This is a genomic window from Tenacibaculum profundicola, assembly GCF_057220795.1.
Map to the genome: position 1 here is coordinate 2789515 of NZ_CM170137.1, position 16374 is coordinate 2805888.

General features: G+C 33.8%; 14 protein-coding genes. 10 read left to right on the plus strand and 4 right to left on the minus strand.

The window, feature by feature from the left end:
• Positions 1-27: 27 nt before the first annotated feature.
• Both AC2TDS_RS11965 and AC2TDS_RS11970 read right to left on the minus strand, forming a co-directional pair.
• Positions 28-255 carry a helix-turn-helix domain-containing protein gene (locus AC2TDS_RS11965; protein ID WP_484735822.1) on the minus strand — a complete coding sequence of 76 codons (228 nt, stop codon included), beginning with the start codon at positions 253-255 and terminating at the stop codon, positions 28-30.
• A gap of 155 nt (positions 256-410) precedes the next feature.
• The gene (locus tag AC2TDS_RS11970) at positions 411-1349 is read right to left on the minus strand and encodes a bifunctional riboflavin kinase/FAD synthetase (protein WP_484735823.1); all 939 of its coding nucleotides are present in this window, start codon (positions 1347-1349) and stop codon (positions 411-413) included.
• Between the two features lie 197 nt (positions 1350-1546).
• Here AC2TDS_RS11970 and AC2TDS_RS11975 point away from each other — a divergent pair, with 197 nt between their 5' ends.
• Complete coding sequence (locus tag AC2TDS_RS11975; protein ID WP_484735824.1) at positions 1547-4381, plus strand: TonB-dependent receptor; 2835 nt, start codon at positions 1547-1549, stop codon at positions 4379-4381.
• Positions 4382-4392: 11 nt separating this feature from the next.
• Complete coding sequence (locus AC2TDS_RS11980; RefSeq protein ID WP_484735825.1) at positions 4393-5895, plus strand: SGNH/GDSL hydrolase family protein; 1503 nt, start codon at positions 4393-4395, stop codon at positions 5893-5895.
• A 39-nt stretch (positions 5896-5934) separates the two neighbouring features.
• On the opposite strand, the gene AC2TDS_RS11985 is transcribed toward AC2TDS_RS11980, so the two are convergent.
• Positions 5935-6156: a hypothetical protein gene (locus AC2TDS_RS11985; RefSeq protein WP_484735826.1), complete on the minus strand. Its 222-nt coding sequence runs from the start codon at positions 6154-6156 to the stop codon at positions 5935-5937.
• A 742-nt stretch (positions 6157-6898) separates the two neighbouring features.
• Here AC2TDS_RS11985 and AC2TDS_RS11990 point away from each other — a divergent pair.
• From AC2TDS_RS11990 to AC2TDS_RS12025, 8 genes are all read left to right on the plus strand, one after another.
• Complete coding sequence (locus AC2TDS_RS11990) at positions 6899-8692, plus strand: RHS repeat domain-containing protein (protein WP_484735827.1); 1794 nt, start codon at positions 6899-6901, stop codon at positions 8690-8692.
• Positions 8661-9086 carry a hypothetical protein gene (locus tag AC2TDS_RS11995; RefSeq protein ID WP_484735828.1) on the plus strand — a complete coding sequence of 142 codons (426 nt, stop codon included), beginning with the start codon at positions 8661-8663 and terminating at the stop codon, positions 9084-9086. Before AC2TDS_RS11990 ends, AC2TDS_RS11995 begins: the two co-directional genes overlap by 32 nt.
• A gap of 355 nt (positions 9087-9441) precedes the next feature.
• Entirely contained in the window at positions 9442-10752 is a 1311-nt protein-coding gene (locus AC2TDS_RS12000) for an RHS repeat domain-containing protein (RefSeq protein ID WP_484735829.1), read from the plus strand.
• Positions 10712-11161 (plus strand): hypothetical protein, encoded by a 450-nt coding sequence (locus tag AC2TDS_RS12005; RefSeq protein WP_484735830.1) that lies wholly within the window; start codon positions 10712-10714, stop codon positions 11159-11161. Before AC2TDS_RS12000 ends, AC2TDS_RS12005 begins: the two co-directional genes overlap by 41 nt.
• 318 nt (positions 11162-11479) lie before the next feature.
• The gene (locus AC2TDS_RS12010; RefSeq protein ID WP_484735831.1) at positions 11480-12862 is read left to right on the plus strand and encodes an RHS repeat domain-containing protein; all 1383 of its coding nucleotides are present in this window, start codon (positions 11480-11482) and stop codon (positions 12860-12862) included.
• On the plus strand, positions 12862-13338 hold the full coding sequence (locus tag AC2TDS_RS12015; RefSeq protein WP_484735832.1) for a hypothetical protein: 477 nt from the start codon (positions 12862-12864) through the stop codon (positions 13336-13338). Before AC2TDS_RS12010 ends, AC2TDS_RS12015 begins: the two co-directional genes overlap by 1 nt.
• Positions 13339-13955: 617 nt before the next feature.
• Positions 13956-15311: an RHS repeat domain-containing protein gene (locus AC2TDS_RS12020; RefSeq protein WP_484735833.1), complete on the plus strand. Its 1356-nt coding sequence runs from the start codon at positions 13956-13958 to the stop codon at positions 15309-15311.
• Positions 15301-15702: a hypothetical protein gene (locus AC2TDS_RS12025; protein WP_484735834.1), complete on the plus strand. Its 402-nt coding sequence runs from the start codon at positions 15301-15303 to the stop codon at positions 15700-15702. Before AC2TDS_RS12020 ends, AC2TDS_RS12025 begins: the two co-directional genes overlap by 11 nt.
• A gap of 230 nt (positions 15703-15932) precedes the next feature.
• On the opposite strand, the gene AC2TDS_RS12030 is transcribed toward AC2TDS_RS12025, so the two are convergent.
• The gene (locus tag AC2TDS_RS12030; protein ID WP_484738941.1) at positions 15933-16367 is read right to left on the minus strand and encodes a helix-turn-helix domain-containing protein; all 435 of its coding nucleotides are present in this window, start codon (positions 16365-16367) and stop codon (positions 15933-15935) included.
• Positions 16368-16374 lie beyond the last annotated feature (7 nt).

A 16374-nucleotide genomic window follows, 5' to 3' on the forward strand; every position in this document is an offset into this window, starting at 1 on the left:
GCAGACTTAAACAATGTGTTTGTAACACTAAATTTCTTCAATCATTAAGAAGAACTCTGATAATGTAATGTTGAAATAATCACATATTTTTTGAAGTGTAAATATGGTAATATTGGTTTTTCCCTGTTCTATCCTCGCTAAATGAATGCCTGTATCAATATAAAACTCGCTTAATGTGACATCATGTTCACTCCGCAAGACCTTCACACAAAGGGCGATTTTTTTTAAGGTTATCTCATCTTTTGATAGTATCATCTTTTTCGACACAAATTCCAAAAAACATATTGAAAACATAATGACAATTCTGTCATTACGAATAAATTAAAAGATTTAACTTTGTAATCAGGTTGCGTCAAGCTAATAAATTTTGTACATTTTTGAACCGGGGGGGGATATAAAAATAAATCAAATTATTTATTGACGTAACTTTTTATAAAGCTGATGGAGGTGTATTTATCTTTTTCCAATTGTTGCTTCAAGTTGTCAATAGAATCAAACTTTTTTTCTTCTCTTATATAGTACAGTAATTCAATGGTTATTTCTTTGCCATAGAGATTAAGGTCAAAATCAAAAAAATGAACCTCTATAGTTTGATGTTTTCCACTAACCGTTGGTCGGTTACCGATGTTCATCATGCCAAAGAAGCACTTATTATTAATTGTTGATGTTACTACATAAACCCCAGTTTTAGGAATGAGTTTATAATTTTCGTTAATAACAATATTTGCTGTTGGAAATCCAATTTTACTACCCAATTGTTTTCCTTTAACCACTTTTCCGGTAAGAGAGAAATGGTACCCCAGGTATTTATTGGCTGTTTTAAGCTCTCCGCCTAATAAGGCTTTTCTAATTTTGGTAGAACTCACCGAAACATCGTCAATGTCTTGCGCAGGGATTTCTTCAACCTGAAAGTCAAATACATGGGAGAATTCGGTTAATTGCTCAATATTCCCTTCTCTGTTTTTTCCAAAATGATGATCATATCCAATAATTAACTTTGCTGTGTTTAGTTGGTTCACTAAAATATTCCGAACAAAATCTAATGCCGTTAATCTTGAAAATTCCTTACTAAATGGATGTATTATTAAATAATCTAGCCCTAGTTCCTCTAGCTGTTTTGATTTTTCCTGAATGGTGTTTAGCAGTTGAATAGAAACTTCTTTTTGAAGCACCATTCTTGGATGAGGAAAGAAAGTCAGTAATACGGATTTCTTGGATTCCGATCTTGCATCTTCAACCAACTTTTTGATGATTTTTTGATGACCAATATGAACACCATCAAAAGTACCAATGGTTACAAAAGTTTTTTGAGTAGGGATAAAATCAAAAATAGAATTAGTAACTTCCAATTTTAAAACAAATTTCTACAAAGGTACAATATGTAATACATATTATAAACATGTATTTTTGTTATTCTGAACAACCGATATAGTTTATATAAAATCAAGGGTTGGTTTCTTTCTTTTTTAATAAAAATTAACACAAATATTTTGAAAATGAAAAAAAATCGTATTTTGCGAATAGTTAACAAATTATTTTACATATTATGATGAAAAGATTATTACTTGTTGCATTTGCGCTATGTGGTAGTATTATGGTCGCACAAACGACTATCACAGGTACCGTAAATGACGCATCTCTCGGTGGACCACTGCCCGGAGCCAATATCAAAATTTCTCGGAAAGCAGTAGGAACATCTACTGATTTCGATGGAAAATTTACGATGAAAGTAACCGACACCCCGCCTTTTACCATAGAGGTTTCTTTGTTGGGTTATGAAACCAAATCGGTAGAAATTACAAAAAACAATCAGGAAGTGGTTGTAGGCTTAACAGAACTTGCTACTTCTCTAGATGAGGTAATTGTTTCTGCGTCTAGAACACCTGAACGTATTATGGAATCACCAGTATCTGTTGAAAGAATGGATTCTAGGGCGATTAAAAACACATCGGCTCCTTCATTTTACGATGGGTTGGAAAACTTAAAGGGAGTTGACGTTAACACCAACAGTTTAACTTTTAAATCGGTGAATACGCGTGGGTTTGCAACTTTTGCAAATACTAGGTTTATGCAATTGGTTGATGGAATGGACAATTCATCACCAGCATTAAACTTTGCGTTAGGGAATTTACTTGGTTTATCGGAGCTAGATGTACAGAGTGTTGAATTACTACCTGGAGCATCTTCTGCTTTGTATGGAGCAAATGCCTTCAATGGAATTATGTTTATGACAAGTAAAAATCCTTTTGATCACCAAGGAATTAGTACGGTAGTAAAAACAGGTTTGACAAGTCAACAAGCGGCTGGAGATAATAATTTTTATGATGCGAGTATTCGTATGGCCCATGCTTTTGATGATAAGTTTGCGGCAAAAGCAACTTTTTCTGTGTTAAACGGAACGGAGTGGTATGCAACTGATTATAGAAATACCAGTGGAGACCTTGGAACATATATACCAGGCGATAGAGATTCTGATTTAAACTATGACGGATTGAATGTGTATGGTGATGAGGTATTTACGGATATTCATGGGGTAGCTGAAACTTTAGAAACTTTAGGGATGATTCCTGCAGGGGCTTCAGCGTTAGTGCCAAGTGTTGATGTAAGTAGAATTGGGTATGCGGAAAGAGACTTAATGGATTATAATGCGAGAAGTGTTAAGTTTGGAGGTTCTTTACATTACCGTCCATGGGGTAACGATCGTTTAGAAATTATCTATAATGCTAAAATAGGTGTAGGAAACACGATCTATCAAGGAACAAACCGTTACTATATTAAAAATTTCTTTATGCAACAGCATAAGTTAGAGTTTAGAGGAAAGAACTTCTTTGTAAGAGGGTATATAACTGATGAAGATGCTGGAGATTCTTATGATTCTAGATTCGCTGCCATAAATATCAATAGAACATGGAAAGATGATCAAACGTATTTTGGTGAGTATGTTGGAGGGTATTTAAATGCCACCTTAGGTGGAGCTACAGATGCTCAGGCGCATGCAGTGGCTAGGTCAGTAGCTGAAACAGGTAGATTCGTACCAGGAACTTCAGCTTTTAATAGCGCGTTTAATCAAGTAATAAACAACCCTGACTTAACAACAGGGGCTAAATTTACAGATGCATCTAAAGTATATCACGCTGATGCTAATTTAAATTTAAGAGATTATATCGACTGGGCTGAAATTCAATTTGGAGGTTCTTACCGTAAATATTCATTAAACTCACAAGGAAGTATTTATACGGATTATGATGGTCCGATTAATTACGATGAAATGGGTGTGTATACACAGCTTCAGAAGAAAATGATGGATGATAGGTTAAAGCTTACGATGTCTGCTAGATATGACAAGGCTCAGAATTTTGACGGTAATATATCGCCAAGACTTTCATTAGCATATGCTGCTGGAGAAACTAAAAACCACAACTTTAGAGCTTCTTTCCAAACAGGTTTTAGAAACCCAACTACACAAGATCAATATATTGGATTAAATGCAGGTAGAGCTTATTTAGTAGGATCGGCTCCTGACAACTTAGACAGATACACGACAGCGCCAATTACATTAAGTGGTAGCGGTGCATTAATAACTGGTCAGACAACAGTGGCTGCAGTAGGAAGAGATGCATATGAAAATGCGTTCTCGTTGACTTCTGTTTTAAATGGGAATCCTACAAAAGCAAATGTAGGTTTAGTAAAACCAGAGCAAGTAAAAGCTTATGAAGTAGGATACCGTGGTGTAATTCCTGCTGGTAAAAATAGAGTAAGTGTTGATTTAAACCTATACTACAATGATTATACAGATTTCATTGCTAATGAAAATGTGTTAGTTCCGTTGTACGGTAAGGCTGATTTATCTGACACGGCACCTATTGGTCCTGGAGGAACGCCATTTCCTGTAGCGTTGGCAGCACTTGGAAACGGTGATTCAGCGGTATTTTCAACATATACAAACACAGATGCCGATATTAGTTCTTATGGAGCAACGATTGGTTTAACGACTAAAGTTTTTAATGGATTTAATATTGGATTGAATTATTCTTGGGCAAAATTTGATTTTGATCAAGATTCTGATCCTGATTTTGAGGCTGGATTTAATACACCTGAACATAAGGTTAAATTACAATTTGGTAAATCAGAATTGTTTAAAAACTTCGGGTTTAATGTGAACGTGAGATGGCAAGATGAATATTTATGGGAATCTACATTCCTAGATGCAGTAATTGATGCAAGAACAGTTGTTGATGCTCAAATCAACTATAGAGTTCCATCATGGAAATCAACATTTAAGTTAGGTGGCGCTAATTTAACAGGTAAAGAATATTTAAGTGCACCAGGAGTAGGAGCCATCGGGTCTCAGTACTTTATGTCATGGACTATTAATAATTAAACGCAACCGTTATGATAAAAAATAAATTAATATGGATGTTAGGGCTCACAGTAGCCCTAACTTCATGTGATGTAAATAATGATTTAAAAGAGATAACTGCTGAGGAGGTTCTGGAGGTACAGTTAGATCCGGGAAGTGTAGATTTTTCTAATTATATTTCTGTAGGAGCTTCTTTTACGTCTGGTTTTACAGATGGAGCTTTATTTCAAAAAGCACAAGAAAACTCATTTCCTAATATTATGGCAAGTAAGTTTGCTATGGCCAATGGAGGCGAGTTTAATTTACCGCTTATGAAAGATAACATTGGTGGATTCGTTAGTGGAGCAACCGTAGTAGCGCAACCTCGATTTTATTTCGACGGAGCAGGCCCTGCTGTTCTCCCAGCGGTACCAACAACGCAATTAGGTGTTCCTGCTGATAACGCAGCTAGCTTTCATAATTATGGAATTCCAGGAGCAAAAAGTTTTCATCTTTTAGCACCAGGATATGGTAATCCGGCTGGTTTAGCAACAAATCCAGCTACGGCAAACCCGTATTTTGTAAGAATGGCACCAACGCAATCTACTTTAATCGGTGAGATTGTTTCTAAACAACCTACTTTTTTCTCGCTTTCAGAAATTGGCGGAAATGACGTATTAGGATACGCTGTTGCCGGTGGAGCTGCTGATGCGATCACACCTCAAGCTACTTTTGATGCAGCTTTTTCTTATACAGTAGATGCTTTAACCGCTCAAGGAGCTAAAGGAGTGTTGGCAAATGTACCATATATCACCTATTTACCACATTTTACAACGGTACCTTATAATACAATACCTATGGATGCGGCTGGAGCTGCAGCTGTTAATTATGCATTCGGTGCATACAATGCAGGTATACAAGGCGCTTTTGCTTATTTAGTGGCCAATACACCTATGACGCAAGAAATGGCAGATGCAGAAATTGCTAAAAGGACGATTATGTTTTCAGAAGGGGTAAATGCTGTTGTTATTGAAGATGAGAATTTAACTGATTTAACAGGAATAAATGAAAATCTTAAGAATTACAGGCAAGCTACAAGTGAAGATTTACTTGTGTTACCAAGTGCTTCATTTATCGGAACATTAGTTGGAGGAGACGAAAGATATATTAACGGAGTTACGGTTCCGTTAGCAGATAAATGGGTATTAACCGCTGAAGAGGTTCAAGAAATTAAAGATGCTACTGACGGGTATAATGCTACTATTGAGGCAATGGCTCTCGCTAAAGGTTTGGCGTTTGTTGATTTTAACACAGTTTTACAGCAAGCAGCAACTACAGGGTTAACATTTGATGATTATACCATGAGTACAGCCTTAGTTTCAGGCGGATTGGTAAGTTTAGATGGAATTCATTTAACGTCTAGAGGATATGCTTTAATGGCGAATAAAATGCTAGAAGCTCTCGATGCTACCTATGGTTCTAATTTTAGTACTGCAACTAACGGATTAGCAAAAGCAGGAGATTTTCCTACAAACTATTCTCCGAGCTTACAGTAAACGAATTACTTAATAGATCACTAAAAAAGGCGGAAGTATTTACTCCGCCTTTTTTTGGTTATCTGAATCAAGAATGTACTTTTTATACTTCCCGTCTTTATACCGATAGTATATAAACATTGGCATAAGCACAAAAGACATGTAAAATACTCCTAACCCCATTACAACATGTGCTTTAGGGTGCTCTGTGTTTACCAGATAAACTCCGACAATCATCCATACTAAAAAAAGGATGAATAAAATTTTAAGTATTGTTTTCATTTCATAAATTATTATCGGGCTCTTATGACGCAACCGAATTTGATGGTGTTCTGTTGCATAATCAACTGTTTTTTACGTGATCATTGCGAGTCAAACATCGTTAATATCACTGTATCTCTAGTACTAAACAAGTGTTTTGTTGTGTTGCAATGACATTTGTTGTGTTTGAATGAGAGTACTATGGCAGTAATGATCCATCTCCATTAAAAGCATCAGTTGTAAAAGACCTATGTTCCTACAAAAATAGGCTTTAAAAATGATTCTAGAGAAGCATGTGGTCAATTTGGCTAGGATTAAACAATAGCTACGGGATACGATCTGTTATTAGAAAATTCGGAAACATACAATATTTAACAGGTCATAGTATACCCATGGATGTTGAAAATTGATGTTTAGACGTAAGTCGTAATGTATAGTTATATAAAGAATGGATAAATAAAATTTGTACTGTTAGATCCATTTGTAATAGATGTCGTAATGTGATTTTAATAATATACCCATAGCTTGCTCCGCTCATTGAGCAGTGTTATACTACTATTCACAAATTATAATTACCGTAATAAAACGCCCTTTTTCCCTTTCTTGTTCATTAGAAAAAGAAACCATAAAAGACTATGCTTAATTTTTATAAATAAAATAATCATCATTTTCTTTTACCCTAGTTTCATATCGTAATTGGTATAGTTAGTTATAGCGAGGCTGGTTAAAAAACATCAATGAAGATGCTGAAAATGACAATGATTTGTTTAATTTTAGCCTAAAGTATAATGATGTATCGGACGTGACTAAGCGCTTGTATAATGGAAATATCGCTCAAACCAGTTGGAATACACTAAGTGTAAACATTACCAGTAACCCCGTAAGCAATGAATATACCTATAGTTACGATGCGCTAAACAGAATCACCCACGCAGTGGGAGCTGGCACTTCAAATTATGATGTTTCAGGTATTACTTACGACAAAAACGGAAATATCCTAAAACTTGTAAGAAATGGACACACTGAGGTTGATGGTAATGGAGATATCACTGACTTTGGTGTTATGGATGATTTAGTTTATAGTTATGATTTTGGTAATAAATTAATAGATGTAAAAGATAACTCTGGTAAGGCTACAGGATTTAATGATGGAAATCAGAAAAAAGACTATGTCTATGATGCCAATGGTAACATGACCATTGATACCAACAAAGGAATTACCAACATTACTTACAATCACTTAAACTTGCCTACTAGAGTAACCATAAACGGAAAGTATATTAATTATACCTATGATGCAAGTGGTGTAAAACTTCGTAAAGAGGTTGAGAATACCACAACGAATTATGCAGGGAATTATATTTATAAGAAGACTGCAGGTATTGAAAAACTTGAGTTTTTTAACCATGCAGAAGGTTATGCAAGCCCTGACAATAATGGAAGGTTCAAATATACGTATCAGTATAAAGACCATTTAGGAAACGTTAGACTGTCCTATACTGATGCCAATGGTGATGGAGATATTGATGTTACCAACGATCCAAATACCAATGAAATTGTAGAGGAATCGAATTACTATCCCTTTGGACTTAAACACAAGGGGTATAATAATGTAACTTCATCAATTGCGAATAGCATTGCTCAGAAAATTCAATTTAATAGCAAAGAGTATCAAGATGATTTAGTTGGAGGAGTTAGTTTAGATTGGTATGACTACGGAGCAAGAAATTATGATGCTGCTCTTGGTAGATGGATGAATTTAGACCCATTGGCAGATAAGTTTTATATGCTATCTCCTTACAGTTTTGTTGCTAATACACCAACTTTACTTTTAGACCCAGATGGAAAAGATATTACTTTTAGTTTTGGTTATAACGATGAAGGAGATTTAACGAGTATTAACATATTAGTAACAGGTAAGTTGAAAAATGATTCTAGCAAAAAATTAAGTGCAAAGCAATTAGAAAAAAGAAGACAAAAAATAATCAAAGGAATTAAGGGGATAAAGATTGACGGAGGTAAAGGGGTAAAAGTTAATGTTCATGCCGATATAGAAGTAGCTAATTCTGAAAGTGATATAGATGAAGATGACCATGTTTTTCGTTTGGTAGATAATGTATCTAAAGTACCTGGAGCAAATCACACTAATCCAAAAACAAAAGCTTTAGGAATGGCACCTATGGGAGAAAATGTTGTTTATTTGGATGCTAATAGCTTTACTTCTAGAACTGCTGCCCATGAGTTAGGTCATTCAGCCGGATTACCACATATTAATCAAACAAATGGTAGAACATTGCACCCTGGAACTTATGATTTCTATAGATACATGTATCACAACGGACCAGCATCAGATAGAAACCTATACAAAACTAAAGCATTAAATTTATTAAAGAAAAATTTCACTAATAATGATTTTAGTGGTAATTTGATGCATCAAAGTTCTGCTAGAAATTCAAAAGGTAGATCAGTATCTGGTTATTTAATCAATCAAAGTCAGCTTAACTCAGTTATGTATAAATTTTGGAATGGACAAATTAATAATGGAAAACAAAAATAAATTGAAGCATATTTTATTAATCTTTATAGTTGCTTTTTTCTACTCTTGTGGTACTATAAATAAACTAGAAAATGAGTTTAGAATAGGAATGTCATCTGTTTATAAAGATGATAAATGTACATTAGTTATTAATGGAAAAACTTATTTAGACAACAAGCTAATAATAACTAATGAGAGTTTGGGTATAGATTTAAAAAATGGTTTGTCAATTAAAGCTAAAGAATTGGATATGAAAATATCTTTTCATACGATTTTAGATAAAGATTTAGATTTAGAACGAACTGTAAATTTAGATACAATCTTGACATTAAAAAAAGGTTACAACATACTTATAAGTGCTCGTTATGAAAGTATAAATATAGTTCAACAATCAAAGCCTTTTGTTTTAGATTAGAATTGTACCCCGCAAATTGGCATTTAGCGATAGCGTAATGGAAATAAGTAAAAGGAAATTTAAATAGAAAACGGTACTATAAAAGCCATTTGCAATGGCGAGTACTATAGTTTTAAAATTATAAAGATAAAGCCACAGCAGAGATGTTGTGGTTTTGTTGTCTAAAAGTCGGTTTTTTATTCGTGCAACAAAACAGGCATTGGATATATGGAAGTGGTTAATTTCTTATATTTACATAGATTGATGAAAAAGGACGTTCTTACTAAAAAAAGTTGCAGATTCTGGAAATACAAACTTTGGTTTTAAAGACGGTACAAATTCGGGAAGTGATTATACCTATGATTCGAATGGAAATATGACCATTGATACCAACAAAGGAATTACCAACATTACTTACAATCACTTGAATTTACCAACGAGAGTAACCATAAACGGAAAGTATATTAATTATACCTATGATGCAAGTGGTGTAAAACTTCGTAAAGAGGTTGAGAATACCACAACGAATTATGCAGGGAATTATATTTATAAGAAGACTGCAGGTATTGAAAAACTTGAGTTTTTTAATCATGCAGAAGGTTATGTAAGTCCTGACAATAATGGAAGGTTCAAATATACCTATCAGTATAAAGACCATTTAGGAAACGTTAGACTGTCCTATTCGGATGCCAATGGTGATGGAGATATTGATGTTACCAACGACCCAAATACCAATGAAATTGTAGAGGAATCGAATTATTATCCCTTTGGACTCAAACACAAGGGGTACAATGACAACGTCTCATCCCTTGGGAATGCTACTGCGCAGAAGTTTGGGTATAATGGGAAAGAATTGAATGAAGAATTAGGGCTTGAATGGCACGACTTTGGTGCTAGAAATTATGATGTTTCTTTAGGTAGATGGATGAACCTTGACCCTCTTGCAGAAGAAATGCGTAGACACTCGCCTTATAATTATGCGTTTAATAATCCTGTTTATTTTATTGACCCTGATGGGATGGCGCCTCAAGGTTCAATGTGGGAACCTGATGAAAATGGAGATTTAATATCAGAGTTAGGAGATGATGATAAGTCATTAGCCAAGCATTTGAATATTTCCGTGGAAGAAGCTGGTGCAATGATAAAAAAACAAGGATTACTTAAAGAACCGAGTAATTATGTAGAAGTAACCCCTGCGGATAGCGACACCGTTGTCAAAGGACAAAAGTTGACTGTTGATAATAATATGACTAGGTCTATAAAAAACTCTGATGGTAGGACGACAGATGAAGAGCTTGCAGGAGATAGAACTACAGCTATTAGTGAAAGCGATAAATACAATTGCCATGGCTCATGTAAGGCAGCTGTCAAAGGAGAAGAAATTAATAGTGACACGGCGGTTGCTCCTTCATTAGCTGACCCTATTTTTACTTCAACTTCAAGCAAAGAATACAAAAAAGCGACAACAGAAGTAGACCCTAGTAAAGCTAAGTTTGGAAAAACTGTAATAACTATAGGTAATTCTCATTCAGCTGTTTATTATGGAAGAAGTAAGGGTGGAACGACTTATGTTTATTCTAAAAATGGGAATAAAGTTAAACCAGAAGTATCTAAACTATCAAAAATCATGAAAATCTACAATAAAAATGGAAATCAAAAAGTTAAGTATCATAATTATAATAAGTAGTTTTTTTTGGGGATGTCATAGTACTAAACAAGAAAATAAAATAGAATTGAATTTTTATTATAATGAAAATGTAGTGACTATTAATGAACCGTTAGTCTGTAAAAGAAGTAATAAAACTTATTATTTTGGTGTTTCTAACTCTAAAATAAAGAAAATAAATATAGAGCAATTAGACAGTATTTCGATTCAAAAAGGAGAAGTAATATTAATTTCAAAACCTTTGAAAATATTAGATAGTAATTTTCCTAAAGCAAGTTCATTTTTTTCTATTTCTCAGGATAAAAGAAATATTGAAGGTTATTTAGATTCAGAAAATATATTTTGGTTCGATATTTCGAACAATCCTATGAACATTAATGATTTAATTCTTATCACAAAAGATTTGTTGTTTTCAGAGTGTTCTTGGTAGTAGTCCCCGATGGCGCGCGAATGAGTAATAAAGAGTAATGCTACCGCACGAATCCTTTCGTGTGCGTTAGGTAAGAGTAAGCAAATAGAAATTAAAATTTAAAAATAATAAAGATGAAGCCACAGCAGAGATGTTGTGGTTTTGTTGTCTAAAAGTCGGTTTTTTATTCGTGCAAAAAAACAGGCATTGGATATATGGAAGTGGTTAATTTCTTATATTTACATAGATTGATGAAAAAGGACGTTCTTACTAAAAAAAGTTGCAGATATTGGAAATACAAACTTTGGTTTTAAAGATGTCGATAATACAGTTGATTTTGTGTATGACGATAACGGAAATATGACCATTGATACCAACAAAGGAATTACCAACATTACTTACAATCACTTAAACTTGCCTACTAGAGTAACGATTGGAGGTAAGTATATTAATTATACCTATGATGCAAGTGGTGTAAAACTTCGTAAAGAGGTTGAGAATACCACAACGAATTATGCAGGGAATTATATTTATAAGAAGACTGCAGGTATTGAAAAACTTGAGTTTTTTAATCATGCAGAAGGTTATGCAAGCCCTGACAATAATGGAAGGTTCAAATATACGTATCAGTATAAAGACCATTTAGGAAAGGTACGATTATCATACACAGATAATAACAAAGACGGCGTTATTACTGCAAGTACAGAGATTATAGAAGAATCAAACTACTATCCTTTTGGTCTGAAACACAAGGGGTACAATGAAAACGTCTCTTCCCTCGGAAATAGTACGGCGCAGAAGTTTAAATACAATGGTGTGGAGTTTGAAGAATCTCTAGAGTTGAATTTATACGAAATGGATGTTAGGAGTTATGACCCTGCTATAGCCCGTTGGACTTCAATTGATCCAGTAATTCATCATTCAAAATCTACTTATAACGCTTTTGATAACAACCCTGTTTATTTTGCAGATCCATCTGGTGCAGACTCTATTTATAATAGTAAAACAGGTACGTACGTAATAAATGGAAAAACAGTTACATTTGATAAAGCTCTTGCTTATGCTAACAGTGGAGGTAATGCTGATGGGAGTAATAACAATAAACCTGACAGTATAAATAATGATGATGAAAAAGAAGCACAAAGTATAGCAGACGATCTTAATAGAATATTTAAGAATAAATTTGGAAAAACTCCTTTTTCAATTGAAAAATCTACTAGATTAGAACATAAGTGGACATTTTCTCATTTCTTCTTTGGTGGGGACCCAGAATATGTAAAAATAGAAACTTATAAAATTGTTGGAAGTATGGGGTTTGATTGGGATCAGCACTATTATGTAAGAATGCTAAAAGACATAATAGATGCTAAATCAGATATTTTACTTGATATCATTCCTGATAAGTCAAATTACGATGGAGCTACAGGACATGGTTTAATGAGTGATTGGGCTGGAGGGCATACAGAATCCTTTCAACTAGTAGTCTTATCTGATCTTTTGAAGATATATTCTGGATCTTCAGATCATTCATTAGGAGGTGTGGCATTACATGAATTATTGAGGCATATTCATCCAGATGGAGATATTCACCCTGACGCTAATGATATGCGTAAATATTTCAATTTGGAAACAGGAACGCCTCACCAAGGTATTAGAACAAGAAGTAATATGTCTATCAGAAGAGTAAATAAGGATAACTATAAACTAAACAAAAAGAAATAATGGAATATAAATATTTGTGTCATATTGTATGTTTTGTTTTATTGCTTTCTTCATGTAATCAGGCAAATAAAAAAGACATTTCATGTCAGTTATTTGATACTGAAAATTTGAATCAAGAGATAAAAACAGTCAATGATTTAACTTACCAAGGTTTTAATCCAGTAGAAGGAAATATTCATTTGCTTGAAAAGAAGTGTGGGGATACAGTTATGCATTTACAAATAGATTCAGAATTTAATGATTTAAGATGTAAAATATGGACTATAAAAATTGATTCTATTAATATAGAGAGTGTTAGTGCTTTTTTATTAAAATATAACTTACACATGACAAGCAGTAGGTGTTATTCATATACTGAGAGTAGCTCTTGTCAATTCTCAGTTTTTAACCCAAAAAATAATAAAGTATATATATGTGAGGCTTATATACAAGAAAATACACCAATATTAAAGGTAATATACTTTATACCTCGATAAGTATATATATTAAATGGTTTATATCTAAATTTATCTGAAGATAATTTCAGAAAAAAATAATTAGATTTCTAATCTAAAAAATAAATTAAAAACTGTCCACCCCCGCCCCAGCTGGCGCGCGAATGACAAAGTAAGGCTACCCCCAGCTGGCGCGCGAATGACAAAGTAATTGCTACCGCTCGTGTCCTCACGAGTGGCGGGTAAGAGTAAGCGGTTACAATGATCAGTTTTCAATGATCAGTTGTCAGTTGTCGATGATCCCCCCGCCCCTGATTTCCATGATAAAAACAAGTAATAGTTAATAAAATTTAGCCCCTGCTACCGCACGAATCCTTTCGTGTGCGTTAGGTAAGAGTAAGCAACTAGAAATTATAATTTAAAAATAATAAAGATGAAACCACAGCAGAGATGTTGTGGTTTTGTTGTCTAAAAGTTGGTTTTTTATTCGTGCAAAAAAACAGGCATTAGATATATGGAAGGGGTTAATTTCTTATATTTACATAGATTGATGAAAAAGGACGTTCTTACTAAAAAAAGTCGCAGATTCTGGAAATACAAACTTTGGTTTTAAAGATGTCGATAATACAGTTGATTTTGTCTATGATGCCAATGGTAATATGACCATTGATAGAAACAAGGGAATCACAGAGATTACATATAATCATTTAAACTTGCCTACTAGAGTAACCATAAACGGAAAGTATATTAATTATACCTATGATGCAAGTGGTGTAAAACTTCGTAAAGAGGTTGAGAATACCACAACGAATTATGCAGGGAATTATATTTATAAGAAGACTGCAGATATTGAAAAACTTGAGTTTTTTAATCATGCAGAAGGTTATGCAAGCCCTGACAATAATGGAGTTTTCAAATATACCTATCAGTATAAAGACCATTTAGGAAACGTTAGACTGTCCTATTCGGATGCCAATGGTGATGGAGATATTGATGTTACCAACGATCCGAGTACCAATGAAATTGTAGAGGAAAGCAATTACTATCCTTTTGGACTCAAACATAAAGGGTATAATAACGTGGTTTCTTCGAATGGAAATTCTACCGCGCAGAAATTTGGTTTTGGTGGAAAAGAGTTATCAGAAGAACTCGGATTGAACACAATGGATTTTGGAGCAAGAAATTATGATGCATCTTTAGGACGTTGGTTTAATATAGACATGAAAGCAGAAGCTTATTATCCTGTTACTCCGTATCAATATGTTTTAAATAATCCAGTTGTACACGTTGACCATAATGGTCAATGGACAGTAACTAGGCACTATAATATGACTTATCAATATTTAGCTGCGGCAGGTATTGGTAAAAAGCAAGCAGATATGATTGCTCATTATTCTTCTGTATATGCTGACAATCCAGGAGATGATAATCTATCAATGAATAATAAAGTGCACCCTTTTGGGAATAAATTTTATCGAGCACATATGGGATATGATTATTCAGGGACAGCAAATTCTCAAGTATTAAAATACCAAAGAGGGGTTGATGATTATAATTATAATATATGGCATACCATGCGCTCACCTTGGGAAAAACAAACTAATGATGTTTCAGAAGGAGAAGCAATGCAAAGAGGTTTAGAATTTGGTTGGAGTAAGGTTTTTGAATCAGCGGAGGCGGGAGATTTGAATAGTCTTAAAAAGAACAGTAAGGGAATTCAGGCATTAGGTCAGGGACTACATGCATTACAAGATGCTTTTGCTCATAAGGGAAATGGAGATTCTGTAGGGTTAAAGCATATTTATAATGATATAACAGGAGACCTTACAGATGCCAAAGCTATAACTCAAACGGCTGTAACAGTTCATAATCTATTGAATGAAAATTGGGGAGCTTTAGATAAAACAGGAGTAAAATTATCTAATACCCAAGGAATGACTTCAAAGCAATTTTCTCAAGTCATATCTCAAGCTTTAAAATATTTAAAACAAAAAAATAAAGAAGATGAAAAATAAAAAACTTATTTCAAGAGGATTAATTATACTTCTAGGTATAATATTGTTAATTGTGTCCTTCATCACTTTTGTTTCTTTATATGCTGTTGGTCATGAGGTGAGCATAAAAAATATTGAAACTTTAGTCGTTTTTATTTTAATATTTCTGCATTTCATATCTGGTTCATTACTATTACTAGAAGTATTTGCTGTAAATAAAAAAATTGATTTAAGAAAAATAATTATTCTATTTCTATTCCTTACCTTATTTTCTTTTATTTATATGTTATATGAATTTTCTGATATTAAAACAGAAAGTGCAATAGATTATATTTCATTATTAATTATTATTATTTCAATTATTAACATTAAAGTATTATTTGATTTTATTAAAATGAGAAAGGTTACTTAAGGGCCCCGCTGCCGCACGATTGTATCGTGTGTTTAGTGTAAAATATAAGCCACAAGCATTAAAATGTTTGTGGTTTTTTATTGTTACATAGCCCCCTGCTCGTCCTAGTATGTCCGAGTAAGGCTACTGCTAGTTTTTATAACTAGTAGCGGGTATGAGTAAGAAATAGAAATTAAATTTTAAAAATAATAAAGATGAAGCCACGTTATGAGTAATTATAGCGTGGTTTTTTATTTGTAAGCTTGTTGAGTTTTATAGTCACGTAAACACATATCAATAAAATCAAAAATATACTTCTTCTTCTCTTCCGATAAATTAGAAATATCTTCAATACGCTGTAAAACTTCTTTATCCTTTACCAAAACAGAAGTATCTCCAGCAAGAAAGTCAAGAGAAACATTAAGAGCTTGTGCAAGATTTTTGGCAATGTCAATCGACGGTGTACGCTCGTTACGTTCGTATCTTCCAATAATAGCAGACGAAGTACCAATCATAGAAGCTAAATCTTCACCCCCTGCTGGCGCGCGAATGACAAAGTAATTGCTACCGCTCGTGTCCTCACGAGTGGCGGGTAAGAGTAAGCGGTTACAATGATCAGTTTTCAGTTGTCGGTGATCCCCCCGCCCCTGATTTCCATGATAAAAACAAGTAATAGTTAATAAAATTTAGCCC

Coding starts and splice junctions, on each gene's coding strand:
- AC2TDS_RS11965 (WP_484735822.1), bottom strand. CDS start 255: ATGATACTATCAAAAGATGAGATAACCTTAAAAAAAATCGCCCTTTGT.
- AC2TDS_RS11975 (WP_484735824.1), top strand. CDS start 1,547: ATGATGAAAAGATTATTACTTGTTGCATTTGCGCTATGTGGTAGTATT.
- AC2TDS_RS11980 (WP_484735825.1), top strand. CDS start 4,393: ATGATAAAAAATAAATTAATATGGATGTTAGGGCTCACAGTAGCCCTA.
- AC2TDS_RS11985 (WP_484735826.1), bottom strand. CDS start 6,156: ATGAAAACAATACTTAAAATTTTATTCATCCTTTTTTTAGTATGGATG.
- AC2TDS_RS11995 (WP_484735828.1), top strand. CDS start 8,661: ATGGACAAATTAATAATGGAAAACAAAAATAAATTGAAGCATATTTTA.
- AC2TDS_RS12000 (WP_484735829.1), top strand. CDS start 9,442: ATGACCATTGATACCAACAAAGGAATTACCAACATTACTTACAATCAC.
- AC2TDS_RS12005 (WP_484735830.1), top strand. CDS start 10,712: ATGGAAATCAAAAAGTTAAGTATCATAATTATAATAAGTAGTTTTTTT.
- AC2TDS_RS12015 (WP_484735832.1), top strand. CDS start 12,862: ATGGAATATAAATATTTGTGTCATATTGTATGTTTTGTTTTATTGCTT.
- AC2TDS_RS12020 (WP_484735833.1), top strand. CDS start 13,956: ATGACCATTGATAGAAACAAGGGAATCACAGAGATTACATATAATCAT.
- AC2TDS_RS12025 (WP_484735834.1), top strand. CDS start 15,301: ATGAAAAATAAAAAACTTATTTCAAGAGGATTAATTATACTTCTAGGT.